Origin of the sequence: Methylobacterium sp. 285MFTsu5.1, assembly GCF_000383455.1 — a bacterium.
Classification (GTDB): Bacteria; Pseudomonadota; Alphaproteobacteria; order Rhizobiales; family Beijerinckiaceae; genus Methylobacterium.
This window is the reverse complement of the sequence record NZ_KB911292.1, coordinates 37,196-62,617: the sequence shown is the minus strand read 5'-3', so window position 1 is coordinate 62,617 and position 25,422 is coordinate 37,196. Positions and strand designations below refer to the sequence as shown.

Below are 25,422 nucleotides of genomic sequence, written 5' to 3'. Positions count from 1 at the left end.
GGCCCCCCGTCGGAGGTCTGAGTAGAGAGTCATGCCGAACGGCCACATCATCGTCGCCGACGACGACGCCGCCATCCGCACCGTGCTGAACCAAGCGCTGTCCCGGGCGGGCTACGAGGTCCGCTCGACGGGCAACTGCGCCACCCTCTGGCGCTGGGTCGCGCAGGGGGAGGGCGACCTCGTCATCACCGACGTGGTCATGCCCGACGAGAACGTGTTCGACCTGCTGCCGCGCATCAAGCGGGTGCGGCCGGAACTGCCGATCATCGTGATGAGCGCGCAGAACACCTTCATGACGGCGATCCGCGCCTCGGAGCGCGGCGCCTACGAGTACCTGCCCAAGCCCTTCGACCTGAAGGAGCTGATCGCCATCGTCGGCCGGGCGCTCTCGCGCCCCCGCGGCGCGGCGCCGGCCGGGGCGCCCCCCGAGAACGAGGACATCCCGCTGGTCGGCCGCTCGCCGGCCATGCAGGAGATCTACCGGGCGCTCGCCCGGCTGATGCCGACCGACCTCACCGTGATGATCACCGGCGAGTCGGGCACCGGCAAGGAGCTGGTCGCCCGCGCGCTGCACGATTACGGCCGCCGCCGCACCGGCCCGTTCGTGCCGGTCAACATGGCGGCGATCCCGCGCGACCTGATCGAGTCCGAGCTGTTCGGCCACGAGAAGGGCGCGTTCACGGGCGCGCTCCAGCGCTCCGCCGGCCGGTTCGAGCAGGCCGAGGGCGGCACGCTGTTCCTCGACGAGATCGGCGACATGCCCATGGAGGCGCAGACCCGGCTGCTGCGCGTGCTCCAGCAGGGCGAGTACACGACGGTGGGCGGGCGCGTCCCGATCCGCACCAACGTCCGGATCATCGCGGCCACCAACAAGGACCTGCGGGTCTCGATCCAGCAGGGCATCTTCCGCGAGGACCTGTTCTTCCGCCTCAACGTCGTGCCGCTGCGGCTGCCGGCCCTGCGCGAGCGCTCCGAGGACGTGCCGGACCTCGTCCGCCACTTCTTCGTGCTGGTCGAGCGCGAGGGCCTGACCCGGAAGACCCTGGACGGCGACGCCATGGAGCGGCTGAAGCGCTACCGCTGGCCCGGCAACGTCCGCGAGCTCGAGAACCTCGTCCGGCGGCTCGCCGCCCTCTACCCGCAGGAGACGATCACCGGCCCGGTGATCGAGGCCGAGCTCGACACGCTGCCGCTGGCGACACCCGCGGCGCCGGCCGCCAACGGCGCCGCCCGCAAGGCCAACGGCGAGTCGGAGACCCTGTCCAGCGCGGTGGAGCGCCACCTCTCGGACTACTTCTCCGGCTATCGCGACACGCTGCCGCCCCCCGGGCTGTATCACCGGATCCTGCGGGAGATCGAAGGCCCGCTGATCGGCGCGGCGCTCGCCGCCACCCGCGGCAACCAGATTCGGGCCGCGGAGCTGCTCGGCGTCAACCGCAACACCCTGCGCAAGAAGGTCCGCGACCTCGACCTGCAGGTCTTCCGGACGGCGCGGTAGGGCGATCCCCGGCCGATCCCAACACATCCCAGGTCCCGAGGTGCGCGCGGCGCGCCCCGGGATCACGCGGAGGGTGGGATGAGCGCGCTCCGGCCCGCTCTCAGCGGCCCGGCAGGATCGGGTCGCCGCGCATCAGCGCGTGCAGCCGCTCCGTGTCGAACCCGTTGGGGATGCTGGGCACGGCCGGCTTCGGCGCCGGTGCGGCCTTCGCCGTAAGCGGGATCGACCCCGTCGCCGACGGCTCGGCCTGGGCGGCACGGACCACCGGCGCCGGCGCCAGATGGGCGAGCCGGTCGGCGCTGACGAGGGCGACGGTCGCCGTCGAGACGAGGACGAGGACGGCGCCGAGGAGGGAACGCAGGATACGCAAGCGACCACCCGGGACGCGACTTGAGACGGCAACAGATTTACGGCGCGGCCGTTAACGAAGCCCCACTCCAAGTCTTCGGGAGGCGATATTGACCAACGTCCAGGCCACCGCGAGCGACAGCCCGTTCATCCAGGGCCGCAACGCGCGCCTCTACGGGAAGCCCGTGAGCGAATGCCCCTATCCGGAGGGCTCCCAGGAGCGCGCCGCGTGGATGGAGGCCTACGAGGAGGCCGCGGTCTCGGATCCGCCCGAGAAGCCGTGACGGCGGAAAACGCGGCGGCCCGGCACTGCGAGCCCGCGCGTCCGGCTTGACCTCGCCGGGCGCGGCGCGCTTCGTGCGGTGCACCGCAACGCGATCTCCGAGCCTCGATGTCCCTGAAGCCCTCGCCCGACGCCACGCAGACCTTCGCGCCCGCGACGCGCCTCGTCCACGCGGGCCGCGACCCGGGCGAGCAGCACGGCTTCGTGAACACGCCGATCTACCGCGGCTCCACGGTCCTCTACCCGACCTACGACGCGATCAAGAACCGGCGCGGGCGCTACAATTACGGCACCTCGGCGACGCCCACCATGGACGCGCTGACGGGGGCCTGGACGGAACTCGCCGGCGCCGCCGGCACCGTCGTGACGCCCTCGGGCCTCGCGGCGCTCACCGTGGCGCTGATGGCCGCGGTGTCGGCGGGCGACCACCTCCTCGTCACCGATTCCGCCTACCGGCCGACCCGCCAGTTCTGCGACGGCGTGCTGGCGCGCTACGGCGTCGAGATCACCTACTACGACCCGGTCATCGGCGCCGGCATCGCGGAACTGATGCGCCCGAACACCCGGGCCGTGCTGGTCGAGGCGCCCGGATCTCAGAGCTTCGAGATGCAGGACATCCCGGCCATCGCCGAGGTGGCGCACGCCCACGATGCCTGCGTGATCATGGACAACACCTGGGCGACGCCGCTGCTGTTCCCGCCGCACGCGCGCGGGGTCGACATCGCCGTGGAGGCCGGCACCAAGTACCTGAGCGGCGGCTCGGACCTGCTGATCGGCCTGACCTCCGCCAACGCGCGCTACTACCCGGCCGTGCGCCGCACCTTCGACCATTTCGCCATGTGCGCCGGCGCCGAGGACATCTTCCTGGCGCTGCGCGGCCTGCGGACGATGAACCTGCGGCTGCGCGAGCACGGCCGCGCCGGCCTTGAGATGGCCCGGTGGTTCCAGGCGCGCCCCGAGGTGCTGCGGGTGCTCCATCCCGGCCTGCCGGAGGATCCGGGCCACGCGATCTGGAAGCGCGACTTCGCGGGCGCCTCCGGTCTGTTCGGGGTGATCCTCAAGCCGGTGCCCGAGGCGGCGGTGGCGGCCATGCTCGACGGGCTGCAGCTCTTCGGGATGGGCTTCTCCTGGGGCGGCTTCGAGAGCCTCGTGATCCCCTTCGACTGCGCGGGCTACCGGACCGCGACCCGGTGGGCGCCCGGCGGACCGGCGCTCCGCTTCCACATCGGCCTCGAGGACACCGCCGACCTCAAGGCCGACCTCGACGCCGGCTTCGCGCGCCTCCGGGCGGCGTCGTAGGGCGGTCCCGTCCCCGACGGGCGGGGACCGGCGAACCTCAGGGCCGGGACGCGCGGCGGGAGCGGCGCCACATCCGCGCATCGTGATGTGCGTGCGCGCCGTCGCGACCGGCGACGGCACCACCGTATTTGACCTCGCGCCGCGTTCCTGATTGACCGGCCCGGCATGACCACGAGCCTCTCCGCCGGCGGCGCGCCGCGCCTTGCCCCCGTCGACCGGATCGGCCGCGGGCTCGACGCGCTGAGCCTCACCCATGCCAGGGCCGCCGCCGCCCTGCTGGCGCTGTGCCTGCTCCTGTTCCTGCCGGGCCAGATCTCGCTGCAGCCGATGGACCGCGACGAGCCCCGCTTCGCCCAGGCCTCGAAGCAGATGCTGGAGAGCGGCGACCTCGTGGATATCCGCTTCCAGGGCGAGGCGCGGCACAAGAAGCCGGTGGGGATCTACTGGGCGCAGGCCGCCGCCGTGGCGGCCGGCGAGGCGCTGGGCGTGCCCGGCGCCCGCACCCAGATCGCCCTGTACCGCATCCCGTCGCTGATCGGCGCCGTCGCCTCGGTCCTGCTCGCCTACTGGGGGGCGCTCGCCTTCCTGCCCCGACGGTCGGCGCTGCTCGCCGCCGCCCTCTACGGCGCCTGCCTGATGCTCTCGGCCGAGGCCCACCTCGCTAAGACCGACGCGCTGCTCGCCGCCTGCGCCACCGCGAGCCTCGCCGCGCTCGCCCGCGCGTGGCTGGCGCCGCGGGACGGCAGGCCGGTCTCGGGGCCGACCTTCGCGGCGTTCTGGCTCGGCATGGCGGTCGGGATCCTGGTGAAGGGGCCGATGGTGCCGCTCTTCGTCGCGCTGCCGGCGCTCGGCCTGTCGCTCGTCGCGCGGTCCGGCCGCTGGCTGCTGCCCCTGCGGCCGTGGCCGGGCCTCGCCCTGACGCTCCTGCTGGTGGCGCCCTGGTTCGCGGCGATCGCCTGGAAGAGCGGCGGCGCGTTCTACGCCGAGGCGGTCGGGCACGACATGCTCGGCAAGGTCGGCGGGGTGGCCGAGCGGCACTGGGGACCGCCCGGGGCCTACGCGCTCGTGTTCTTCGCGACCTTCTGGCCCGGGGCGGCCTTCGCCGCCATGAGCCTGCCCTTCGCGTGGCGGGCGCGGCGGGAGCCCGCCGTGATCTTCCTGATCGCCGCGGTGCTGCCGGCCTGGCTGATCTTCGAGGCGGTGCCGACCAAGCTGCCCCACTACGTGCTGCCGCTGATGCCCTGGCTCGCGATCCTGACCGTGCTGGCGCTGAACCGGGGTGCGCTGGACCCGCGCCTGCGGGGCGCCCGCCTGACGGCCCTGCTGCTGCCGGCGATCCCGGTCGCCCTGACCCTCGGCCTCTGCCTCGCCGGCTGGCGCCTGGACGCCCACACGATCCCGTGGCCGGCCCTCCCGCTGCTCGCCGCTGCCTGCGCGGTCGCATTCCTGGCCTGGCTCGCCTTCGCGCACGGGTCGGCCGAGCGCGCGCTCGTCCTCGGCGTGCTGGCCTCCGCCCTGCTCGGGCCCGCGGTGCTCGGCGTGGCGCAGCGCTCGCTGCCGGCCCTGAAGGTCTCGCCGCGGCTCGCGGCCCTGCGCGAGCGGATGCCCTGCCCGAACCCGCTCGTGGCGAGCCTCGGCTACCGCGAGCCGAGCCTCGTCTTCCTCGTCGGCACCGGCCTCGCCCTGCCGCCCGACGGGGCCGCCGCCCGGTCCTTCCTCGAGGGCGGCGGCTGCCGCCTGCTCTTCGTGGAGTCCCGGGACCGCGACGATTTCAACGCGGCCTGGCCGGTGGGACGCGGCGCGCCCGCGCCCCTGGCGGAGGTCGAGGGCTTCAACCTCAACACCGGCCGCCGGGTCTTCGTGACGGCCTACGCGGTGGCGCCGTGAGCGGATCCCCCCATCTCAGCGTCGTCGTTCCGGTCAAGAACGAGGCCGGCAACATCGCGCCCCTGGTGGCCGAGATCGAGGCCGCCTGCGCGGGCCTCGCCTTCGAGCTGATCTACGTGGATGACGGCTCCACCGACGGCACGCCGGCGGCCCTGGCGGCGGCCCGGGCGGGGCGCCCCTGGCTGCGGGTGCTGCGCCACGCGCGGAGCGGCGGCCAGTCGGCGGCGGTGCGCAGCGGCGTCCTGGCGGCCCGCGGCGGGATCGTCGCGACCCTCGACGGCGACGGCCAGAACGATCCGGCCTTCATCCCCGCGCTGCTCGAGGCCCTTGAGGCGGCGGGACCGGGGGCCGGTCTCGCCCAGGGCCAGCGGCGCGGCCGCAAGGACGGCCGCTTCAAGATGCTCCAGTCCCGGATCGCCAACGGCGTGCGCGGCCGGATCCTCAACGATTCCACCCGCGACACCGGCTGCGGCCTGAAGGTCTTCCGCCGCGCCGTGTATCTCAGGCTGCCGTATTTCGACGCCCTGCACCGGTTCATGCCGGCCCTGGTCGCCCGCGAGGGCTTCTCCGTCGTCCACCGCGACGTGGTCGACCGGCCGCGGCTGACGGGGGTGTCCAATTACGGCCTGTTCGACCGCCTCTGGGTCGGGCTCCTCGACCTCGCCGGCGTCTGGTGGCTGATCCGGCGCAAGCGCGCGGACCCGCGGCCCGAGGAGATCGCCGGCCCGGCCGGCGCGCCGGCGGAGCCGCCGGCCGGCCAACCCGCGGACCAGGACGTCGGATGCTGATCCAGCTCGCCCACGATCTGCCGGCCTATTTCTACGACGTGTTCGTCACCCGGCTCGACTTCTGGCTGGTGTTCGGAATCGTCGCCCAGGTGGTGTTCGGATCGCGCTTCATCCTGCAGTGGATCGCGAGCGAGCGGGCCGGGCGGAGCGTGATGCCGCTGTCGTTCTGGTTCCTGTCGATCCTCGGCGGGATGATGACGCTGGTCTACGGGTTCGTGCGCCGCGAGCCGGTGATCATCATCGGCCAGAGCCTCTCCACCGGCATCTACCTGCGCAACCTCGCGCTGATCTTCCGCGAGCGGCGGAGGAAGCGGGGCGCCGCATGACACGGACGCCGCTGCCCGCCTTCTACGACGACCTCGACGCCACCTTCGCGGAACTCTGGCGGCTGCTGGCGGACGGGGCCGCCCATGGCCGTGGCGGCGTCCACCTGCCGACCCTGGCGACGCTCGGGGCCGATGGCGGGCCGCGGCTGCGCACCGTGGTCCTGCGCGCCGCCGACCCGGGAGAGGGAACGCTCCGGTTCCACTGCGACCGCCGCTCCGACAAGGCCGCCGAGATCCTGGCCGCCCCCGCCTGCGCCCTCGCCGCCTACGACGCGGCCGCGAAGATCCAGATCCGCGTCGAGGGCCGCGCCGCGCTGCACACCGACGACGCTCTGGCCGAGGCGGCCTGGACCGGGTCCCGGGCGATGAGCCGGGTCTGCTACGGGGCCGAGCCCGGCCCCGGCACGTCGCTTCCGGCGGGGGACGCCTACAGCCTGCCGGACGAGACCGCGGCCGCGACGCTCGGCCGGCCGCACTTCGCCGCCGTTCTGGTTCGGGCCGAGCGGCTGGATTTCCTCTATCTCGACCGCCGCGGACACCGCCGGGCCGCCTGGCATCGGCTGGCCGGCGGGTGGTCCGGTGGCTGGATCGCGCCGTAGCCGGAGCGCCGTCCGCGAGCCGGGCCGCCCGGGGTCGGCTCGCCGGTCCAGATGGCAGCCCTGCACCGCCCGGCCTGTCGCGATCGGGCCGTCCGGGCTAAAGCCCGCGGACCCGGCCGCCCATCCGGGTCGACCGGGAGGACTCCGTGGGCCTCGTCTACGCGCTCGCCGCCTATCTGAGCTGGGGCCTCGTGGTCCCGGTGCATTTCCGGATGCTCGGGGCCTACACGCCGTACCACATCCTGTCGGAGCGGATCGTCTGGTCGAGCGTGTTCGCCGGCGCGCTGGCGCTGATCCTCGCGGCCCGCCACCGCCTCAACCTGCCGCTGCCGCTCCGGAAGCGCCACGCGCTGCTGGTGCTCTCGGCGGCGATGATCGGCGTGAACTGGCTGCTCTACCTCTACGCCGTCAGCGGCGGGCACCTGCTCGACGCGAGCCTCGGCTACTACATCAATCCCCTCGTGAGCGTGGCGTTTGGCCGGGTGGTGCTGGGCGAGCGCCTGCGGCCGGCGCAGGCCGTCGCGATCGGTATCGCCGCGACGGGCGTCGCCGTCGCGGTGGTGTGGGCCGGGGAACTGCCGCTGATGTCACTGTCGCTGGCGGTGAGCTTCGCCCTCTACGGGCTCGCCCGGAAGATCGTCGGCGTCGACGCGCTGGTCGGGTTCCTGGCCGAGACCCTGCTGCTGCTGCCGGCGGCGATCGTCTGGCTCGTCCTGTCGCCCGAGCCGTTCCTGCCGGCCGCGCCGGGGGACCGTGCCCTGCTGATGCTCACGGGGCTGACCACCGCGCTGCCGCTGATCTGGTTCGCCGCCGCGGCGGTGCGCCTGCGGCTCACGACCCTGGGCCTCCTGCAGTACGTGGCGCCGACCTGCCTGCTCGTTCTGAGCGTCCTCGTCTACGGCGAGCGCGTCGAGCCGCATCGGGCGCTGATGCTCGCGCTGATCTGGGTGGCGCTCGCGCTCTACACGATCGACGCCCTGCGGTTTCGCCGGCCGCCGGCCCCCGCGGCCCCGCGGTCGGATCCGGACGCGATGCGTGTATAAGGAATACTGGTTCAAGCCGCCGCGGGGCGGGTGACGGGACAGCGTCGGGTCGATGAGCGAGACTGAGAGCGGCCCAGGGTCCGTCACGGATGCCGATTACCGCAACCTCGCCGAGACGCTGCCGCAGCTCGCCTGGATCGCCGAGGCCGACGGCACCATCGTCTGGTACAATCAGCGCTGGTACGACTACACGGGCACCTCCCTCGACGAGATGCGGGGCTGGGGCTGGCGCACGGTCCACCACCCGGACCACGTCGCGTCGGTGACCGAGCGCTACCGCGCCGCGATCACGCTGGGCCGGTCCTGGGAAGACACGTTCCCGCTGCGCGGCCGCGACGGAAGCTACCGCTGGTTCCTGTCGAAGGCGCTGCCCTACCGGGACGAATCCGGGCGGATCCTGCGCTGGTACGGGACCAACACCGACATCACCGTCCGCCGCGCGGTCGAGGAGCGCCTGCGCCATTCCGAGCAGCGCTTCCGGGCGCTGGTGGACGCCTCGGCGGCTGTGATCTGGAACACGGATGCGGCGGGCGAGCTGATGCCGCCGCAGGTCCGGTGGAGCACCTATACCGGCCAGACCGAGGAGGCCTACCAGGGCTGGGGCTGGCTGGACGCCGTCCATCCCGACGACCGGGGTCACGCGGCCGATGCCTGGGCCGCCTGCGTGGAGGCGCGCGCGACCTACGAGGTCGAGTACAGGCTGCGCCGGCACGACGGGGCTTGGCGCGCCATGGAGGTGCGCGGCGTGCCGGTTCTCGCCGAGGACGGCTCCCTGCGGGAATGGGTTGGTACCTGCGTCGACGTCACCGAGCGCAAGGAGGCCGAGGAGGCGGTGGAGCGCGCCCGACAGGCCGCCGAGGCGGCCAACCGGGCCAAGAGCCAGTTCATCGCCAACATGAGCCACGAGCTGCGCACCCCGCTCTCGGCGGTGATCGGCTACTCCGAGATGCTCGGCGAGGAGCTGGAGGATATCGGCCAGGCCGCCCTGCTGCCGGACCTGCGCAAGATCGAGGCGGCCGCCCGTCACCTGCTGTCGCTGATCAACGACGTCCTCGACATCTCGAAGATCGAGGCCGGCCGCATGACCGCCTCGGCCGAGACCTTCACGGTGGCCGACCTGCTCCGGGACGTCACCGACTCCACCGGCTCCCTGGTCGAGAAGAAGGGCAACCGCTTCGTCCTCGACGCCGGCGCGGCGGGCGAGGCCGGCCTGGGCTCCATGCACCAGGACCAGACCAAGATCCGCCAGTGCCTGCTGAACCTGATCGGCAACGCCGCGAAGTTCACCGAGCGGGGGACGATCACCCTGACGGTGCGGCGGCACCGCGAGGCTGGGGCCGACTGGCTGTCCTTCGCGGTCGCCGACACCGGCATCGGCCTGACCGAGGCCCAGATCGACCGCCTGTTCGAGCGCTTCGTCCAGGCCGACGATTCGACCACCCGGCAGTTCGGGGGGACGGGCCTCGGGCTCGCCATCACCCGCGCGTTCTGCCGGACGATGGGCGGCGATATCGGCGTCGCCAGCACCCCGGGCGCGGGCGCGATCTTCACGATCCGCCTGCCCGCGACCCTGCGCCCGGAGGACGCGCCGCCGACCGAGGCCGAGGCGCACACGCCGGTGGAGCCGCACGAGGAGCACGAGACGGTGCTGCTGGTCGACGACGACCCGGCCGCCCGCGAGCTGCTCCAGCGCTTTTTGGAGCGCGAGGGCTTCCACGTCCGCAGCGCCAACGACGGCCGCGCCGGCCTGACGCTCGCCAGGGCCCTGAAGCCGCGGGCGATCCTGCTCGACGTCGAGATGCCGCGCATGGACGGCTGGGCGGTCCTGCACGCGGTCCGCAACGACCCCGACCTCGCCGGGACGCCGGTGATCATGACCTCGGTGGTGGCCGAGCAGGGGCTCGGCCAGGCGCTCGGCGCCACCGACTACTTCGTCAAGCCGATCGACTGGGACCGGCTCAAGGGCCTGATGGAGCGCTACCGGCCCGCGGCGCCGAACGAGGCGCGGGTCCTCGTAGTCGACGACGACGCGGATGCCCGGGAGCGCCTGCGCCGCTCGCTCGGCCGCGAGGGCTGGACCGTCGACGAGGCGGAGAACGGCCGGATCGCCCTGGAGCGGGTCAGCCAGGCGCGGCCGAGCCTGATCCTGCTCGACCTGATGATGCCCGAGATGGACGGGTTCGGCTTCCTGCGGGCGCTGCGGTCACGGCCCGACGGCGACGTGCCCGTGGTGGTGCTCACCGCCAAGGAGGTCACGGCGGCCGAGAAGGAGAGCCTGAACCGGCAGGCCGACCGGGTGATCGCCAAGGGCTCCATGAGCCTCGCGGAGATCGGCCGGCAACTGCGCGTCCTCTACGCGCGTTCGGCGACCGAGCCGGTGCCGGGGCAGCTCCAGGGATTGCTGGATCGGCTGGCCGAGAAGGACGCGGGAGAACCACGATGAGCGCGGACGGGATCGATCCGGAGAAGGCGGTGGCCATCCGGCTGCGGGCGCGGCTCGCGGTGGTGGAGCGGGCGGCGTGGTTCGGCTTCGTCCACGCGATGAAGACCCGGCCGGTCGAGACCGAGGCCTACATCGCCTCGGAGCGGGCGCGCTGCACGGACGGGTTCGGCAGCGGCGCCTGGGCCAAGGACCTCACCGACGCCGAGCGGACGATGCTCGCCGAGGAGGTCGACAGCGGGCTGGCGCAGCTGCTGGAGGATGCCCGCGCCGAGCTGTGAGGCTCGGCCGGCGGCGCGGAGCTGGTCCGCGCGTCCCGATGGCAACGAAAGACGATCTCCCGCTTTGACGGCGTGACGTCGACGGGACGACGTCGCCGAGGCGCCCATGCTGTACGAACTCGCGACCCTCTCGTGCCCGCTGCTCGCGGTGGGTCAGGTCTCGGCCGGCGTCGAGGCCTGGCTGGACGATCCCGACGCCAAGGGCGAGCTGGTCGGCTGCTGGCGCACCGAGATCGGGACGCTGGGGCGCCTGATCGTGCTGCGCGGCTTCGCGGCGCCCGAGGACATGACCGCCGAGCGCCGGCGCGCCCTGCTCAGCGCCAACCCGTTCAACGCCGGGCACGTGATCACCGCGCTGGAGATGGACAGCTACGCCCCGTTCCCCTTCCTGCCGCCGATCCGGACGGGCGACCGGGGCGGGGTGTACGAGATCCGGACCTATCGCCAGAAGCCGGGGGGCCTGCCGCCGACCCTCGCGGCCTGGGAGGCCGCGATCGAGCCGGCACGCGCCTACACGCAGCACCTCGTCGTCAACATGTACGCCCTCGACGGCGCGCCGCGCATCACGCACATCTGGGGTTTCCCGAGCCTCGAGGAGCGGGCCGCGCTGCGGTCCCGCGCCTACGAGGCGGGAATCTGGCCGCCGAAGGGCGGCCCGGACCAGATCGCCGAGGCGACCGCGACGATCGCGCTCCCCCAGGGGCGCTCGCCCCTGCGCTGACCGCCATCCCTCGAGAGCCGCAACCCGCGCTGGCGCCACCCCAGGGGGCGGCGCCAGCGCCGTCACTCAGCGGCGGCAGACGCCCCGCGGGCCGCGATAGAGGCCGGGCGGGCAGCCGCGGGGAGCGCCGGTGACGGCGCGGCGGATCGCACCGCGCGGGCCGCGATTCAGGCGGCAGCCGCCGTAGGCCCCGCGATGGGCGCCGAACCCGCAGCCGCCGCGGACGAGGGTGACGGCGGCGTCGCCGCCGGTCAGCGGTGCCACGGGCATCGCCTGGGCTCCGCCGGCGAACAGGGCGACGGACGCGGCGACGATCAGGCCGGTCATTCTCATGAGATTCTCTCCCGCTAAGCACAGGGCGCGGCCCGGTGCGATCCGGGCCGCGTCGCGGCCTCCGGCCGCGGCCAGTAACCCCGGGCCTGCGGCATCGTTCCGCGCGCGGGCGGGGCCGCCGATCAGGCGCCGAACAGGTCGCGCCAGGCCGGTGGAAGCCCTGTACCGGCCAGGGGCAATGACGGCGCGTGTCCGGGCAGGCTCGTCGCCGAGAACACGCCGCGGGCCACCGCCCGGGCCAGGACGCGCGCGGCGACGTCGCCGAGGCGGGCGAGGTCGACCACCGGTTCGGCGAGGGGCACGGCGCCGGTCGCCGCGGCGAAGACTAGGTCGCCGTCGAGGGGCGTGTGCGCCGGCACGAGCGCGCGGGCGAGGCCGTCCTGCGCGGCTACCGCGAGGCGCCGGCACTGCGCCTTGGTCAGCGCCGCGTCGGTCGCCACCACGGCCAGCGTCGTGGCGGCGCCCGGCAGCGCCCGGGCCGGGAAGGCGAGTGCCTCCGGCGGCACCCGGACCGGCGCGCCGAGACCACCGAACTCGTCGCCCTCTTCGAAGGGCGCCGCCCAGAAATGCGGCCCGGCGCCGATCGTCGCGTTGCCGAAGGCGTTCACGGCCGCGAGCGCCCCGACGCGGAAGCCCGTTCCCGGCACCTGCGCCGAGGCGGATCCGATCCCGCCCTTCAGTCGCCCGGTGCGCGCGCCCGTCCCGGCCCCGACCGAGCCCAGGGCGAAATCCTCCGCCGCGGCCGCGGCGGCCTCGAAGCCCAGCTCGCGATAGGGCGGATAGCGGCCCCAGGCCTTGTCCCCGCCGTTGGGGAGATCGAACAGGACCGCCCCGGGGACGATCGGCACCCGCATGGCGCCGACCGGGAAGCCGCGCCCGGCTTCGGCGAGCCACGCCGCCACGCCCGCCCCCGCGTCGAGGCCGAAGGCCGAGCCCCCGGAGAGCACGAAGGCGTCGACCCGCTCCACGGTGCGCTCGGGGTCGAGCAGGTCGGTCTCGCGGGTGCCCGGCCCGCCGCCGCGCACGTCGACCGCGGCGATGGCCGGCTCATCGAACACGATCGCGGTGACGCCGCTGGCGAGCCGCAGGTCGGTGGCGTGGCCGACCCGCAGGCCGGGAATGTCGGTGATGCGATTCTGCAGCATGGATCGAGCTTGCCACGCCGTGCGAGCGCCGCAAATCCGGCCGGGGCCGTTGACCGCCGGCCGGGATTTCCCAGTTGGCAGACGGCACAGCGCGTCGAGGAGCACGGCATGGACGTCGGATTCATCGGGATGGGGCGGATGGGTCGCGCCATGGCGGCCAATCTCGCCCGGGCCGGCCACACGGTGCGCGCCTGGAACCGCTCGCCGGAGGCCGCGCGCGGCATCGACGGCGTCACCCCCGTGGCGAGCGCCGCCGAGGCGTTCGCCGGGGACGCCGTGATCACCATGCTGGCCGACGACGCGGCACTCGAGGCCGTGATCGTGGCCGGCGGCCTCCTCGACCGGCCGGAGCGCCCCGGCCTGCATATCGGGATGAGCACGGTCTCGGTGGCCCTGGCGAAGCAGCTCGCCGCCGTCCACGCGCGGGCCGGCGTCCCCTACGTCTCGGCCCCGGTCTTCGGGCGGCCGGACGTGGCGGAGGCCGGGAAGCTCAACATCGTTGCGGCGGGAGAGGGAGCCCTTATCGACCGCGCCGGCCCACTCCTCGACGCGATGGGCGCCAGGACCTGGCGCTTCGGCGACGACCCGACGCGGGCGAACGCCGTCAAGCTCGCCGGCAACTTCATGCTGATCTCGGCGATCGAGGCCATGGCCGAGGCCTGCGCCCTGACGGAGGGCCACGGCGTCCCGGGCGCCGAGTTCCTCGACCTGATGACCAACACGCTGTTCGCCTCGCCGGTCTACAAGGGCTACGGCGCCTCGATCGCACAGAACCGCTACGAGCCGCCGGGCTTCATCCTCAGGCTCGGGGCCAAGGACGTGCGGCTCGCCCTGCAGGCGGCCGAGGGCGCCGGGGTGCCGATGCCCTTCGCCAGCGTGCTGCGGGACGGTCTCATCGAGGCGATCAGCCACGGCGACGGCGAGAAGGATCTGGCGGCGCTCGCCCGCGTCTCCGCCCGGCGCGCAGGGCAGGGTTGAAATCTGCGGCAATGGCTCGCCTTTCTGGCGAACCTTAACCCGTCATTTCAACCTCACGACAGAGTGTCCGGCCGGCTATAGGCACGGATACCAATAGATGCGCACACATTCCTATTCGCTGCGCAGGATGACTCTGTCGACGAAAGTCATCCTGCTGGCGATGCTCGCCGTGACACTCACCGCCGGCGCCATCTGGATTACGGTCTCGCGACAAACTTGGTCGCAGATGGAGGTGCGCCAGCGCACCAACGGCGAGCGCAACCTGAGAACTCTGGCGCTCGTCCTGGCGGCGCGGGTCGAGGGCGCGGCGGCGGATCTCGACGGCGCGCGCGTCGCCCGGGTGTCGACGCCGAGCCTGTCGGGCTTCGCCGATGCCCGCGTCGTGGACGACGCCGTCGCCTACTCGGGCGGCCTGGCGACGGTGTTCAGCTACGAGCCCGCCTCCGACAGCTTCGTACGGCGCCAGACCACCGTGCGCCGGGAGGACGGGACCCGCGCGGTCGGCACGGCGCTCGCCGCCGACAGCCCGGCCCAGGCCGCGATCCGCGCCGGGCGAACCTACGAGGGGCCGGCGACCCTGTTCGGGCGGCGCTACCACACGGTGTACCAGCCGACGGTCGACGCCGCCGGCAAGGTGAACGGCATCCTGTTCGTCGGCCTGCCGATCGAGATGTACTTCGACGCCCACGCCCAGACGATGACGAGCCTCAGCGTCGCCGCCCTGATCATCGCGGTGCTGGCCTGCGCCCTCGTGGGGCTGGCGGCGGCGCGACTGTTCCGGCCCTTCGCGACGATCGCCGCGCGGATCGAGGCCCTCGCGGCCGGCGACCTGGACTCGGCGATCCCCCACGCGGCGCGCGGCGACGAGATCGGCACGGTGGCGCGCGCCCTCGAAGTGCTGCGCGTCTCCGGCCTGCGGACCCGGGAACTCGAGAGCCTGCAGAGCGCGGGCGCGGCCGACGAGACGCGGCGGCGGGCCGCGCTCGACCGCGCCATCGAGGCGTTCCGGGGCCAGATCGTCCGCTTGAAGGACGCGCTGACCGCCAGCACCGGCGCGATGCGCGCCCGGGCCGGCGAGATGGCGGCCAGCTCCGCCGAGGCGGAGGCCGCCGTCGCCGAGACCGAGCGCGGCTCGCACGAGACCTCCGCCAGCGTCCAGACCGTCGCGAGCGCCGCCGAGGAGCTCTCCGCCTCCATCGCGGAGATCGGGACCCAGCTCGACCAGGCCGAGGCCCTGGTGGCCACGGCCGCCGCGGAGTCGGACGCCATGAACGCCGAGATCGGCGAGCTCGCCGAGGCCGCGGGGCGCATCGGCGCGGTGGTCGGGCTGATCCGCCAGATCGCCGAGCAGACCAACCTGCTGGCGCTCAACGCCACGATCGAGTCCGCCCGGGCGGGCGCCGCCGGCAAGGGCTTCGCCGTGGTGGCCGCGGAGGTGAAGGCGCTGGCGTCGCAGACCGCGCGGGCGACCGAGGAGATCGGCAGCCAGATCGCCGGCGTGCAGGCCTCGACGACGGCGGCCGTGGCGGCCATCGGCCGGATGGGCGAGCGGATGCGGGCGGTCAGCGCCACCACGGGCGGGATCGCGTCGGCGGTCTCGGCCCAGGGCGCGGCCACCGCCGAGATCTCCCGCAACGTCGCCGACACGGCCGGCGCCACCGAGGCCATCGCGGGCGGCCTGACCACGGTCGCCGGCGCCGCGCGGCGCTCGGCCCGCATGGCCGCCACGGTCACCGAGGCGGCTCAGACCGTCGACGCGGTCGCGGCCGACCTCGAGGGCGAGATCGAGCGCTTCCTCGGTCAGGTCGCGGCCTGAGCCCTCAGAGCCCGTAGCGGGCGAAGGCCGCGCGCTCCGCGAACGCGGCCATCGCCCCCTCGGCCAGGTCGATCCCGCCCGGCGCGCCGCCCCGGCGCAGGATGCGGGAGAGCAGGCCGCCGCGCGCCTCGGCGACGAGGCGCAGGTCGACCTTCTCGCCGAAGCGCGCGCGCATCGCGGTGCGCACGTCGCCCAGGGCGTCGACGAGGCCGAGGGGCAGCGCCTGCCGCCCGGTCCAGACCGCGCCGGTGAACAGGTTCTCGGACGTCGACAGGCCCGGGCGCCGGGCCGTGACGAGGCCGGTGAACAGGTCCTGCACGTCGGCCTGGATGCGCTTCAGGCGCTCCACGTCGGCGGGATCCTCCGGGCGGAACGGGTCGAGCATCGACTTCGCCTCGCCCTGCGTGTGCACCCGGCGCTCGACACCGAGCTTCTCCAGGAGGCCGTGGAAGCCGAACCCGGCCGAGACCACGCCGATCGAGCCGATGATCGAGGTCGGATCGGCGACGATCTCGTCGGCCGCGCAGGCGATCATGTAGCCGCCGGAGGCCGCGACATCCTCCACGAAGGCGATCACCGGCACGCCCTTCTCCTCGGCCAGCGCCCGGATGCGGCGGTGGATCAGGTGCGACTGCGCCGGCGAGCCGCCGGGCGAGTTGATCACCAGCGCCACCGCCTTCACCCCCGGCATCCCGAAGGCGCGCTCCAGGCTGCCCGCGACGCCCCCGATCGAGAGCCCCGGCCGGAGCGGCGAGACCGCCCCGATCGTGCCCGACAGCCGGACCACCGCGACCCGCGGGCGTCGGTCCCGGAAGCGGCGCGGGAGGAGGGCGCGGAATGTGTCGGGGAACGCGAACGCCATGGGAGTCTTACGCGGCTCGTCGGGAAGCCGGGCGGGAGACGGCCCGGAAGCGCCTGCTCCGGAAACTGGGCGCTTTCCGGCCCCGCGCAAGGGCGGTGCGCGAGGGTGGTGCGCGAGGGTGGTGCGCGAGGGCGGCGCGTCTGCGCAGTCGGAACGGATCGAACCGTTTGCCGACCTTGGCCGTTTCAGGCGACGGCGCGAGCCTCGTGCCGGCCCGGATCCGCTGGACTCGGACGGGCGCTCACACGGGAGAGAAACGATGCGACCCTGGCCGATCCTGGTCCTCCTCGCCGCGCTGCTCGGCGGGCTGGCGAGTGCGCCCGCGCGCGCGGCGCCCCTGCCGGTCCCCGCGAGCGCCGAGGCCGCCGCGCCCGCCCCCGCGGTGCAGCAGGCCCACTGGCGCCACCGCCGCCACTGGCACCGCCGCCACCACTGGCGCCGCCACTGGCACCACCGCCGCCACTACTGGCACCGTCGCCATCACTGGCACCGGCACCACCATTTCCGCCGGCACTGGCACCGCCACCACGTCTGGCATGGCCGCCCGTACGCCCGTCCGTACGGCCACCGGCACGTCACGTTCTACTGAGCGCAGCCCTGCGCGCCCCGGCCCGATCGGGCCGGGGCGCATAACTGCCGGGACGCGCGCCGGCAGCCGCGCTGCGACCTTGCGGGCGGCCTCGGAAAACCTTATTTAACCGTCTGATATCACTGCTCTTCCGAGAGGCCGTTCCGGCGCATCGCGCGCCACCCGGGAACGGCCGTGAGCACCGCCCGTCCGGGCTTCAGAACGGATACCGACTTGGCCGAGAACGATCCGACTGGCGCCGCCCCGCCCGCCAGCGACATCCGCCCCGTCTCCATCACCGACGAGATGCGCCGCTCCTACCTCGATTACGCGATGAGCGTGATCGTGAGCCGGGCGCTTCCCGACGCCCGCGACGGTCTCAAGCCGGTGCACCGGCGCATCCTCTACTCCGCCTTCGAATCCGGGCACCTGCCCGAGCGGAAATACGTCAAGTCGGCCCGCATCGTCGGCGACGTGATCGGTCTGTACCACCCGCACGGCGACCAATCGATCTACGACGCCCTCGTGCGGATGGCGCAGGACTTCTCCATGCGCCTCATGCTCATCGACGGGCAGGGCAATTTCGGCTCGGTGGACGGCGATCCGCCGGCCGCCATGCGCTACACCGAATCGCGGCTGGCCAAGCCCGCCACCGCGCTGCTCACCGATATCGACAAGAACACCGTCGATTTCGGACCGAACTACGACGAGTCGCGCGAGGAGCCGACCGTCCTGCCGGCCCGCTTCCCGAACCTGCTGGTCAACGGCGCGGGCGGCATCGCGGTCGGCATGGCGACCAACATCCCGCCGCACAATCTCGGCGAGCTGATCGACGCCTGCGTGGCGCTGATCGACGATCCGGGCCTGACCATCGAGCAGCTCACCGAGATCGTGCCCGGCCCGGACTTCCCGACCGGCGGCATGATCCTCGGCCGCGCCGGCACGCGGCAGGCCTACGCGACGGGCCGCGGCTCGGTGATCATGCGCGCGAAGTCGCATGTCGAGGAGCTGCGCAAGGAGCGCGAGGCGCTGATCTTCACCGAGATCCCCTATCAGGTGAACAAGGCGACGCTCGTCGAGAAGATCGCCGAGCTGGTGAAGGAGAAGCGCGTCGAGGGCATCTCGGACCTGCGCGACGAATCCGACCGGACGGGCATGCGCATCGTCGTCGAGATCAAGCGCGACGCGATGGCCGACGTGGTGCTGAACCAGCTCTACCGGTTCACGCCGCTGCAGAGCTCCTTCGGCTGCAACATGGTGGCGCTGAACGGCGGCCGCCCCGAGCTGATGAACCTGAAGGACCTGCTCCAGGCCTTCGTGGATTTCCGCGAGGAGGTCGTCTCCCGGCGGACCAAGTTCCTCCTCGGCAAGGCCCGCGAGCGCGCCCACGTCTTGTGCGGCCTCGCGATCGCGGTCGCCAACATCGACGAGGTGATCCGCCTGATCCGGACCTCGCCGGACCCGAACACGGCCCGCGAGGCCCTGATGGCCCGCGACTGGCCGGCCCACGACATCGCGCCGCTGATCGCGCTCGTGGACGACCCGCGCCACCGCGTCGCCGAGGACGGGACCTACCTCCTGTCCGAGACCCAGGCCCGCGCCATCCTCGACCTGCGCCTGCAGCGCCTCACGGCTCTCGGCCGCGACGAGGTCGGCGACGAGCTGAAGACGCTGGCCGACGAGATCGCCGACTACCTCGACATCCTGCGCTCGCGCGCCCGCATCCAGGGCATCGTCAAGGGCGAGCTAGCCGAGGTCCGCGAGCAGTTCGCCACCCCGCGCCGGACCGAGATCGTCGACTTCGACGGCAGCGTCGAGGACGAGGACCTGATCGCCCGCGAGGACATGGTGGTGACCGTGTCGCACGCCGGCTACGTGAAGCGCGTGCCGCTCTCGACCTACCGAGCCCAGCGCCGCGGCGGCAAGGGCCGCTCCGGCATGGCGACCCGCGACGAGGATTTCGTCACCCGCCTGTTCGTGGCCAACACCCACACGCCGGTGCTGTTCTTCTCCAGCCAGGGCCAGGCCTACAAGGAGAAGGTCTGGCGGCTGCCGATGGCCGCCCCGAACGCCCGCGGCAAGGCGCTGGTGAATATCCTGCAGTTGCAGGACACCTCCGAGCGCATCACCACGATCATGCCGCTGCCCGAGGACGAGGCGTCCTGGGAGACGCTCGACGTGATGTTCGCGACCGCGCGCGGCAACGTCCGGCGCAACAAGCTCTCGGACTTCACCACGGTGAACCGCAACGGCAAGATCGCCATGAAGCTCGACCCGGGCGACCACATCGTCCACGTCGAGATCTGCCGTCCGGACCAGAACGTGCTGCTGACCACGGCGCTCGGCCAGTGCATCCGCTTCCCCGTCGAGGACGTGCGCGTCTTCAAGGGCCGCGACTCCACGGGCGTGCGCGGCATCCTGCTGGCCAAGGACGACCGGGTCATCTCGATGACCATCCTGAACGCCTTCGACGCCAGCGCCGAGGAGCGGGCCGGCTACCTGAAGATGCGCCGCGCCGTGACCGGCGAGGCCGAGGAGAACGGCGACGCGGAGCCCGAGGACGGCGCCGAGGCGGCGGCGATCTCGCTCGACCGCTACAACGAGATGGGCGCGGCCGAGCAGTACGTGCTGACCCTGTCGGAGCGGGGCTTCGGCAAGCGCTCCTCGTCGTTCGAGTACCGGACCTCGGGACGCGGCGGGAAGGGCATCACGGCGATGCGGGTCAATGCCCGCAACGGCAGCCTCGTGGCGTCCTTCCCGGTCGAGGCCTCGGACCAGATCATGCTAGTCACCGACGGCGGCCAGCTGATCCGCGTGCCGGTGGACGACATCCGCATCGTCGGCCGCGCCTCGCAGGGCGTGACGGTGTTCAACACCGCCAAGGACGAGAAGGTCGTCTCGGTGGAGCACATCGAGGGCGAGGACGAGGGCGCCGAGGCCGGTCCCGAGGGCGGCGAGGAGGCCTGAGGCGCCGCCCGGTTCCGTCCGGCGCGAAAATGCTCTAGGTCGGGTCGCGATGACCCGCACTGCCCTCTACGCCGGCTCGTTCGATCCGGTCACGAACGGCCATCTCGACGTGGTCCGCCAGGCCTGCCGGCTGGTGGACCGCCTCGTGATCGCCATCGGCGTCCACCCCGGCAAGGCCCCGCTATTCTCCGCCGAGGAGCGGGCGGCGCTGCTGAGCGAGACCTGCGGGCCGGTGGCCCAGGCCGAGGGTGCGGCGCTGGAGATCGTCACCTTCAACGATCTCGCCGTCTCGGCCGCCCGGCGCTGCGGCGCCGCGATCTTCATCCGCGGCCTGCGCGACGGCACGGATCTCGACTACGAGATGCAGCTCGCCGGCATGAACGGCGCCATGGCGCCCGAGGTGCAGACCGTGTTCCTGCCCGCCTCGACGCAGGCCCGCCCGATCACCGCGACGCTGGTGCGCCAGATCGCCGGCATGGGGGGCGACGTCTCGCCCTTCGTGCCCGCGGCGGTCGCCGCGCGCCTCCGGCAGCGCTTCGCCGCCCATTCCTGACACCGGCCCGACCCTGGAAGGACTTCGATGAACCGACGCCACGCCCTCCTCGCGCTCGCCCTGACGCTCGGCACCGCTCAGGCGGCCCGGGCCGCCGACGCCAACACGGTCTATCTCCAGACCAAGGACGGGCGGATCACCATCGAGCTGCGGCCCGACATCGCGCCCAAGCACGTCAAGCAGATCAAGACCCTTGTCTCGCAGGGCTTCTACAACGGCCTCAAGTTCCACCGCGTCATCGACGGGTTCATGGCCCAGACCGGCGACCCGAAGGGCAACGGCACCGGCGGCTCCAGCCTGCCGAACATCCCGGCCGAGTTCACGCAGTCGGCCCAGTTCCGCCGCGGCACCGTGGGCATGGCCCGCTCGCAGGATCCGAACTCGGCGAACTCGCAGTTCTTCATCTGCCTCGGCGACGCGCCGTTCCTGAACGGCCAGTACACGATCGTCGGCAACGTCACGGACGGGCTCGACGTCCTCGACAAGATCAAGAAGGCCGCCCCGGGCGCGCCGGGCGGGGCCGTCCAGGATCCCGACAAGATCGTCAGCATGACGCTCGCCGAGAAGGCCAAGTAGCGGCCGCATGCCGGGCCGGCGCGCTGCCTCGATCCTCTTGCTGAGCTTGATCCCGGCGGCCGCCGCGGCCTATGACGGCGCGCCGTTCTACGGCTACGCCGAGGAGCCGGGGGGCGGCTACCCGCTGAGCCTGCCCCAGACCCTGCGCGCCACGGTCCCGGTCCCGGTCGCCCGGATGGCGACCAAGCCCGCCGACACCCTGGCCGAGCTCTACCCGGCGCTCGCCGCCTGCTGGCAGGCACCGGGCGGCCTCGGCCGCCCGAGCGGCGGGTCCGACGACATCGAGATCACCCTGCGGCTCGCGCTGCGGCGCGACGGCAGCCTGATCGGGCCGCCCCGCGTCACCTACGCGGCGGGGGTCGCGGGCGATCGGCGGAATACCCTGGTGCGCGGGACCCTCGACGCCCTCGCGCGCTGCACCCCGGTCCACATCACGCCGGGTCTGGGCCGGGCGATCGCGGGGCGGCCGGTGGCGCTCCGCTTCGTCTACCGCCCGCCGGCCTGAGCGCCGGCGAGACCGACACGGGCGCTGGCCGGATCCGGCACGCGCCGATACAGTTCCCCCAACCGGAAGGAAAGACTATGGCCGACAACGAGACCATCGTGCTGGAGACCACCAAGGGCCGCGTCGTGATCGCGCTGCGCCCCGACCTCGCCCCGGGCCACGTCGAGCGCATCAAGACGCTCGCCGCCCAGGGCTTCTACGACGGCGTGCCGTTCCACCGGGTGATCGACGGGTTCATGGCCCAGACCGGCGACCCGACCGGCACCGGCTCGGGCGGCTCCGACCTGCCGGACTTGAAGGCCGAGTTCAACGCCGAGCCGCACGTGCGCGGCACCTGCTCGATGGCGCGGACGAACTTCCCGCACTCGGCGAACTCGCAGTTCTTCATCTGCTTCGACGACGCCCGCTTCCTCGACAAGCAGTACACGGTGTGGGGCAAGGTCGTGGAAGGCATGGATGTGGTCGACACGATCAACAAGGGCGAGCCGCCGCGCTCGCCGGACAAGATCGTGAAGGCGACCGTCGCGGCGGCCTGAGCTCGGATCAAGCCTCACAGCCGAAGCCATCTCTCGATGGCTTCGGCTGTACCGTCTTTGCGAGCGGAGCGAAGCAATCCAGTAGCGCCGCGTCTTCACGCGTCGCGCTGCCCTGGGTCACTTCGCTTCGCTCGTGATGACGGCGGGCCGCATCACCCGCGGTCCAGGGCTTCCGCCGCCGCCAGATCCGCCGGCGAATTGATGTTGAGGAACGGGTCCACCGGCTCGATCGGCCAAGTCGCGACCGCGGCCCCGTGGCGCGCGATGAAGGCGCCGACGCGCCGCTCGCCGCGTTCGAGATAGTCCCGAAGCGCGTCGCTCAGAGCCGTCGGCCAGAGCGCGATCGTGTAGTGCTGCCGCTCCCCTGAGGCCGCGAGCGCGATGCCGGTCTCTGGTCCGGCCGCGCCGAGGCGCGCTACCAGATCCTCCGGCAGGAACGGCGCGTCGCCCGACACGCTCACCACCCGCGCGATACCCCGCGCGCCGGCGTGCTCCAGCCCGGCGAGGATGCCGGCGAGCGGGCCCGGCTGATCCGGCACGGGGTCCTGCAGGACCGGACCGGGAAAGCCGGAGAACCGCGCCGGGTCGCCGTTGGCGCTGAGCGCCAGTCCCGCCCCGCATTGCGGCCCGAGCCGCTCGACCACCCGCTCCAGCAGGGTCCGCCCCCCGAGCCGCAGCAGCGGCTTGTCGCCCCCGCCCATCCGCCGCGCCCGCCCACCGGCGAGGATCAGGCCCAGGACCGGCGGCGGAAGAGGCGGGGAGGGCACAGGATCACTCGAAGACGATCTTCGGCGCCGTCCGCCCGGCCGGAGCGCCGGACAGGTTCGCCCAGAGCTGAGCGGCGATGTCCCGGTAGACCTTGGCGTGCGGCCCCTCCGGATCGGTCGCCACCACCGGCCGACCGGCATCCGAGGTCTCGCGGATGGTCATGTTCAGCGGCACCTCGCCGAGGAACGGCACGCCGAGCCGCTGCGCCTCGTTCCGCGCGCCGCCGTGCCCGAAGATGTGCGAGGCGTGGCCGCAATTCGGGCAGACGAAGGTCGCCATGTTCTCGATCACGCCGAGGATCGGCACCGCGACCTTCTTGAACATGGTCACGCCGCGCCGCGCGTCGATCAGCGCGAGATCCTGCGGGGTGGAGACGATCACGGCGCCGGAGAGCGGCGTCGCCTGCGCCATGGTGAGCTGCGCGTCGCCGGTGCCGGGCGGCATGTCGACGAGCAGCACGTCGAGCTCGCCCCAGAGCACGTCGCGCAGCATCTGGGTGATGGCCGACTGCACCATCGGGCCGCGCCAGATCATCGCCGTCTCGGGCTCGATCAGGAAGCCGATCGACATGACCTTGAGGCCGTAGCCGACCATCGGCTCCATGGCCTTGTTGTCGACGACGTTAGGCTTGCCCGAGAGCCCGAACAGCTTCGGCACGGAGGGGCCGTAGATGTCGGCGTCGAGGAGGCCGACCTTCAGCCCCTGCGCCTGGAGCGCCAGGGCGAGGTTGCAGGCGGTGGTCGACTTGCCGACGCCGCCCTTGCCGGAGGCGACCGCCACGATGTGGCGCACGCCCGCGATCTGCGGGCCCTGGTTCGGCGGCGCGCCGGGCCGCGGCGGCGCGACCGGCGGCGGCGTCACGGGCCGGGGAGCGGCGCCGCTCTGGGCCGGGTGGCTCTGGTTCCGCTCGGAGGTGAGGCTCGCGAACACGCCCGAGACGCCCGGCATCTTCAGGACGCGCCCCTCGGCCTGGCGCCGCACCGGCTCGAACCGCTCGGCCTCGCTGGGATCGACGAGGATCGAGAACATCACGCGGCTGTTCGGATCGACCACGACCTGGGACAGCCGTCCCGAGCCGGGCAGGGTGGTGCCGGCGGCATCGACGGTGACGTCGGCGAGCGCCTTCAGCACGTCGTCGCGGGTGATCGCCAAAATCGTTCTCCACCGGGGCAAGCAGGTATGCCAGTGCATGTAACCGAGCGGGCCCAGAACACCAGACCCCGGGCCCGAGATCGGCGCGCGCCGGTGGCCCGCGTCCCCGCGGCCATCCCGCGCCGGAGCGGGGCGCCGCCTGGACCGTGCCGGCGTCAGTGCGGCCGGGCGATGAGGTTGCACGCCTCCATCGGGCCGCGCACCACGGTCCCGTCGCCGCGCCGGTAGAACCCATGCCGCAGGCGACGGCAGCCGAGGGGGCCGCGCAGGCGCTTCACGCGCTCGATGTGGACGCTGCCGTAGCGGCGGTTCGAGAAGTCGTGGCCGCCGATGCGCACGCCCGGGCCGAAGCGCACCTCGGCGCCGGCCGGCCGAGCGCCGAGACAGAGCGCGCCCAGCGCCAGCGCCGCGGCCGTACGCCCCAATCTCCGAACACCTCGCATCCGAACCTCCTCACCGCACGGGCAAGCTGAACCAACCGGAGACTGATCCGTTGTCGGGGCAGCCTTCGGGCGGGGCTCCCTCCGGAGACCCCGCCGGGACCGAAACGACGCGTAGGAGACCACTTTCATGCATCAGGGCAACCACCGCGACCACGAGGGCGCGAAGAAGCTGTTCGAGCTCATCAAGGACGTGAAGATCGCCATGATGACCACCGTCGACTCCGACGGCACGCTCAACAGCCGCCCGATGTGGAACAACGACGCCGACGAGAACGGCGACCTGTGGTTCTTCACCAAGCTGCACTCGCCCAAGACGGCCGAGATCAGCAAGGACAATCAGATCAACCTCGCCTATTCCGACCCGTCGAGCCAGAACTACGTCTCGGTAGCCGGCAAGGCGGAGATCGTCCGCGACCAGTCGATCATCGACGCGAAGTGGAATGAGAGCCTGAAGACCTGGTTCCCGAACGGGAAGAACGACCCGGAGGTCGCTCTGATCCGCGTCCACCCGGAGAAGGGCGAGTACTGGGACAGCCCCAACAGCACGATGCTGCACCTCTACGGCTACGTGAAGGCCTCGCTCACCGGCGAGAGCCCGAAGACCGAGATCAAGAAGGTCGACCTCGCCTGAGGATCGGTCGTCAGGATCGGCGCTTTCGCGGGCGGTCTCCGGGCGGAGGCCGCCCGTCTTCTTGACGTGTGCGGTC

Annotated in this window: 27 protein-coding genes; 20 read left to right on the top strand and 7 right to left on the bottom strand. The window is 72.8% G+C overall.

The window, feature by feature from the left end; genetic code table 11:
- The first annotated feature begins 31 nt into the window (after window positions 1–31).
- On the top strand, window positions 32–1,498 hold the full coding sequence (gene ntrC / locus H288_RS0125500) for a nitrogen regulation protein NR(I) (protein WP_012319142.1): 1,467 nt from the start codon (window positions 32–34) through the stop codon (window positions 1,496–1,498).
- A 100-nt stretch (window positions 1,499–1,598) separates the two neighbouring features.
- Here the strand turns inward: ntrC and H288_RS0125495 are convergent, their stop codons facing one another.
- A complete protein-coding gene (locus tag H288_RS0125495) occupies window positions 1,599–1,868 on the bottom strand; it encodes a hypothetical protein (protein WP_020095409.1) in 270 nt (89 codons plus the stop codon).
- A gap of 88 nt (window positions 1,869–1,956) precedes the next feature.
- Between H288_RS0125495 and H288_RS35750 the strand changes: the two genes are divergently transcribed.
- The 10 genes from H288_RS35750 (at window position 1,957) to H288_RS0125445 (ending at window position 11,513) form a co-directional block, all read left to right on the top strand.
- Window positions 1,957–2,130, top strand: a complete 174-nt coding sequence (locus H288_RS35750; RefSeq protein WP_020095408.1) for an Rmf/CrpP family protein — start codon at window positions 1,957–1,959, stop codon at window positions 2,128–2,130.
- Between the two features lie 107 nt (window positions 2,131–2,237).
- Complete coding sequence (metC, locus tag H288_RS0125485) at window positions 2,238–3,428, top strand: cystathionine beta-lyase (RefSeq protein ID WP_020095407.1); 1,191 nt, start codon at window positions 2,238–2,240, stop codon at window positions 3,426–3,428.
- A gap of 165 nt (window positions 3,429–3,593) precedes the next feature.
- Complete coding sequence (locus H288_RS0125480; RefSeq protein ID WP_020095406.1) at window positions 3,594–5,315, top strand: glycosyltransferase family 39 protein; 1,722 nt, start codon at window positions 3,594–3,596, stop codon at window positions 5,313–5,315.
- Window positions 5,312–6,103, top strand: coding sequence for a glycosyltransferase (locus H288_RS0125475; RefSeq protein WP_020095405.1), 792 nt, complete (start codon window positions 5,312–5,314; stop codon window positions 6,101–6,103). Before H288_RS0125480 ends, H288_RS0125475 begins: the two co-directional genes overlap by 4 nt.
- Window positions 6,097–6,429 carry a lipid-A-disaccharide synthase N-terminal domain-containing protein gene (locus H288_RS0125470; RefSeq protein WP_020095404.1) on the top strand — a complete coding sequence of 111 codons (333 nt, stop codon included), beginning with the start codon at window positions 6,097–6,099 and terminating at the stop codon, window positions 6,427–6,429. Before H288_RS0125475 ends, H288_RS0125470 begins: the two co-directional genes overlap by 7 nt.
- Complete coding sequence (locus tag H288_RS0125465) at window positions 6,426–7,028, top strand: pyridoxamine 5'-phosphate oxidase family protein (RefSeq protein WP_020095403.1); 603 nt, start codon at window positions 6,426–6,428, stop codon at window positions 7,026–7,028. The genes H288_RS0125470 and H288_RS0125465 overlap by 4 nt, the downstream gene beginning before the upstream one ends.
- A 146-nt stretch (window positions 7,029–7,174) precedes the next feature.
- On the top strand, window positions 7,175–8,071 hold the full coding sequence (rarD, locus tag H288_RS0125460; RefSeq protein WP_020095402.1) for an EamA family transporter RarD: 897 nt from the start codon (window positions 7,175–7,177) through the stop codon (window positions 8,069–8,071).
- A 52-nt stretch (window positions 8,072–8,123) separates the two neighbouring features.
- Complete coding sequence (locus H288_RS0125455; protein WP_020095401.1) at window positions 8,124–10,514, top strand: response regulator; 2,391 nt, start codon at window positions 8,124–8,126, stop codon at window positions 10,512–10,514.
- Window positions 10,511–10,792, top strand: coding sequence for a hypothetical protein (locus H288_RS0125450; RefSeq protein ID WP_020095400.1), 282 nt, complete (start codon window positions 10,511–10,513; stop codon window positions 10,790–10,792). Before H288_RS0125455 ends, H288_RS0125450 begins: the two co-directional genes overlap by 4 nt.
- Window positions 10,793–10,898: 106 nt before the next feature.
- Window positions 10,899–11,513 carry an NIPSNAP family protein gene (locus tag H288_RS0125445; protein ID WP_020095399.1) on the top strand — a complete coding sequence of 205 codons (615 nt, stop codon included), beginning with the start codon at window positions 10,899–10,901 and terminating at the stop codon, window positions 11,511–11,513.
- A 66-nt stretch (window positions 11,514–11,579) separates the two neighbouring features.
- Here H288_RS0125445 and H288_RS32810 read toward each other — a convergent pair whose 3' ends face one another.
- Both H288_RS32810 and H288_RS0125435 read right to left on the bottom strand, forming a co-directional pair.
- Window positions 11,580–11,846, bottom strand: a complete 267-nt coding sequence (locus H288_RS32810) for a hypothetical protein (RefSeq protein WP_100252347.1) — start codon at window positions 11,844–11,846, stop codon at window positions 11,580–11,582.
- Between the two features lie 122 nt (window positions 11,847–11,968).
- On the bottom strand, window positions 11,969–12,991 hold the full coding sequence (locus H288_RS0125435) for a P1 family peptidase (RefSeq protein ID WP_020095397.1): 1,023 nt from the start codon (window positions 12,989–12,991) through the stop codon (window positions 11,969–11,971).
- Between H288_RS0125435 and H288_RS0125430 the strand changes: the two genes are divergently transcribed.
- Together H288_RS0125430 and H288_RS0125425 are read left to right on the top strand one after the other, a co-directional pair.
- Window positions 12,944–13,969 carry an NAD(P)-dependent oxidoreductase gene (locus H288_RS0125430; RefSeq protein WP_326491901.1) on the top strand — a complete coding sequence of 342 codons (1,026 nt, stop codon included), beginning with the start codon at window positions 12,944–12,946 and terminating at the stop codon, window positions 13,967–13,969. The two genes, H288_RS0125435 and H288_RS0125430, sit on opposite strands and share 48 nt — an antisense overlap.
- 97 nt (window positions 13,970–14,066) lie before the next feature.
- Complete coding sequence (locus H288_RS0125425) at window positions 14,067–15,785, top strand: methyl-accepting chemotaxis protein (protein WP_020095395.1); 1,719 nt, start codon at window positions 14,067–14,069, stop codon at window positions 15,783–15,785.
- 4 nt (window positions 15,786–15,789) lie between these two features.
- Here the strand turns inward: H288_RS0125425 and H288_RS0125420 are convergent, their stop codons facing one another.
- Window positions 15,790–16,647, bottom strand: a complete 858-nt coding sequence (locus H288_RS0125420) for a S49 family peptidase (RefSeq protein ID WP_020095394.1) — start codon at window positions 16,645–16,647, stop codon at window positions 15,790–15,792.
- A 259-nt stretch (window positions 16,648–16,906) separates the two neighbouring features.
- On the opposite strand from H288_RS0125420, the gene H288_RS0125415 reads away from it, so the two are divergent.
- From H288_RS0125415 to H288_RS0125390, 6 genes are all read left to right on the top strand, one after another.
- On the top strand, window positions 16,907–17,236 hold the full coding sequence (locus H288_RS0125415; protein ID WP_020095393.1) for a hypothetical protein: 330 nt from the start codon (window positions 16,907–16,909) through the stop codon (window positions 17,234–17,236).
- A gap of 213 nt (window positions 17,237–17,449) precedes the next feature.
- Window positions 17,450–20,182, top strand: coding sequence for a DNA gyrase subunit A (gene gyrA / locus H288_RS0125410; RefSeq protein ID WP_020095392.1), 2,733 nt, complete (start codon window positions 17,450–17,452; stop codon window positions 20,180–20,182).
- 49 nt (window positions 20,183–20,231) lie between these two features.
- Window positions 20,232–20,735: a pantetheine-phosphate adenylyltransferase gene (gene coaD / locus H288_RS0125405; protein ID WP_020095391.1), complete on the top strand. Its 504-nt coding sequence runs from the start codon at window positions 20,232–20,234 to the stop codon at window positions 20,733–20,735.
- 27 nt (window positions 20,736–20,762) lie between these two features.
- Complete coding sequence (locus H288_RS0125400; protein WP_020095390.1) at window positions 20,763–21,311, top strand: peptidylprolyl isomerase; 549 nt, start codon at window positions 20,763–20,765, stop codon at window positions 21,309–21,311.
- Between the two features lie 7 nt (window positions 21,312–21,318).
- The gene (locus tag H288_RS0125395; protein WP_020095389.1) at window positions 21,319–21,816 is read left to right on the top strand and encodes a hypothetical protein; all 498 of its coding nucleotides are present in this window, start codon (window positions 21,319–21,321) and stop codon (window positions 21,814–21,816) included.
- Between the two features lie 77 nt (window positions 21,817–21,893).
- On the top strand, window positions 21,894–22,352 hold the full coding sequence (locus tag H288_RS0125390) for a peptidylprolyl isomerase (RefSeq protein WP_010686120.1): 459 nt from the start codon (window positions 21,894–21,896) through the stop codon (window positions 22,350–22,352).
- Between the two features lie 152 nt (window positions 22,353–22,504).
- On the opposite strand, the gene mobA is transcribed toward H288_RS0125390, so the two are convergent.
- From mobA to H288_RS0125375, 3 genes are all read right to left on the bottom strand, one after another.
- Window positions 22,505–23,053 (bottom strand): molybdenum cofactor guanylyltransferase MobA, encoded by a 549-nt coding sequence (gene mobA / locus H288_RS0125385; RefSeq protein ID WP_020095388.1) that lies wholly within the window; start codon window positions 23,051–23,053, stop codon window positions 22,505–22,507.
- A gap of 70 nt (window positions 23,054–23,123) precedes the next feature.
- Complete coding sequence (gene apbC / locus H288_RS0125380) at window positions 23,124–24,272, bottom strand: iron-sulfur cluster carrier protein ApbC (RefSeq protein WP_020095387.1); 1,149 nt, start codon at window positions 24,270–24,272, stop codon at window positions 23,124–23,126.
- A 155-nt stretch (window positions 24,273–24,427) separates the two neighbouring features.
- The gene (locus tag H288_RS0125375; RefSeq protein WP_026605283.1) at window positions 24,428–24,715 is read right to left on the bottom strand and encodes a hypothetical protein; all 288 of its coding nucleotides are present in this window, start codon (window positions 24,713–24,715) and stop codon (window positions 24,428–24,430) included.
- 127 nt (window positions 24,716–24,842) lie between these two features.
- On the opposite strand from H288_RS0125375, the gene H288_RS0125370 reads away from it, so the two are divergent.
- Entirely contained in the window at window positions 24,843–25,346 is a 504-nt protein-coding gene (locus H288_RS0125370; protein WP_020095385.1) for a pyridoxamine 5'-phosphate oxidase family protein, read from the top strand.
- Window positions 25,347–25,422: the final 76 nt, after the last annotated feature.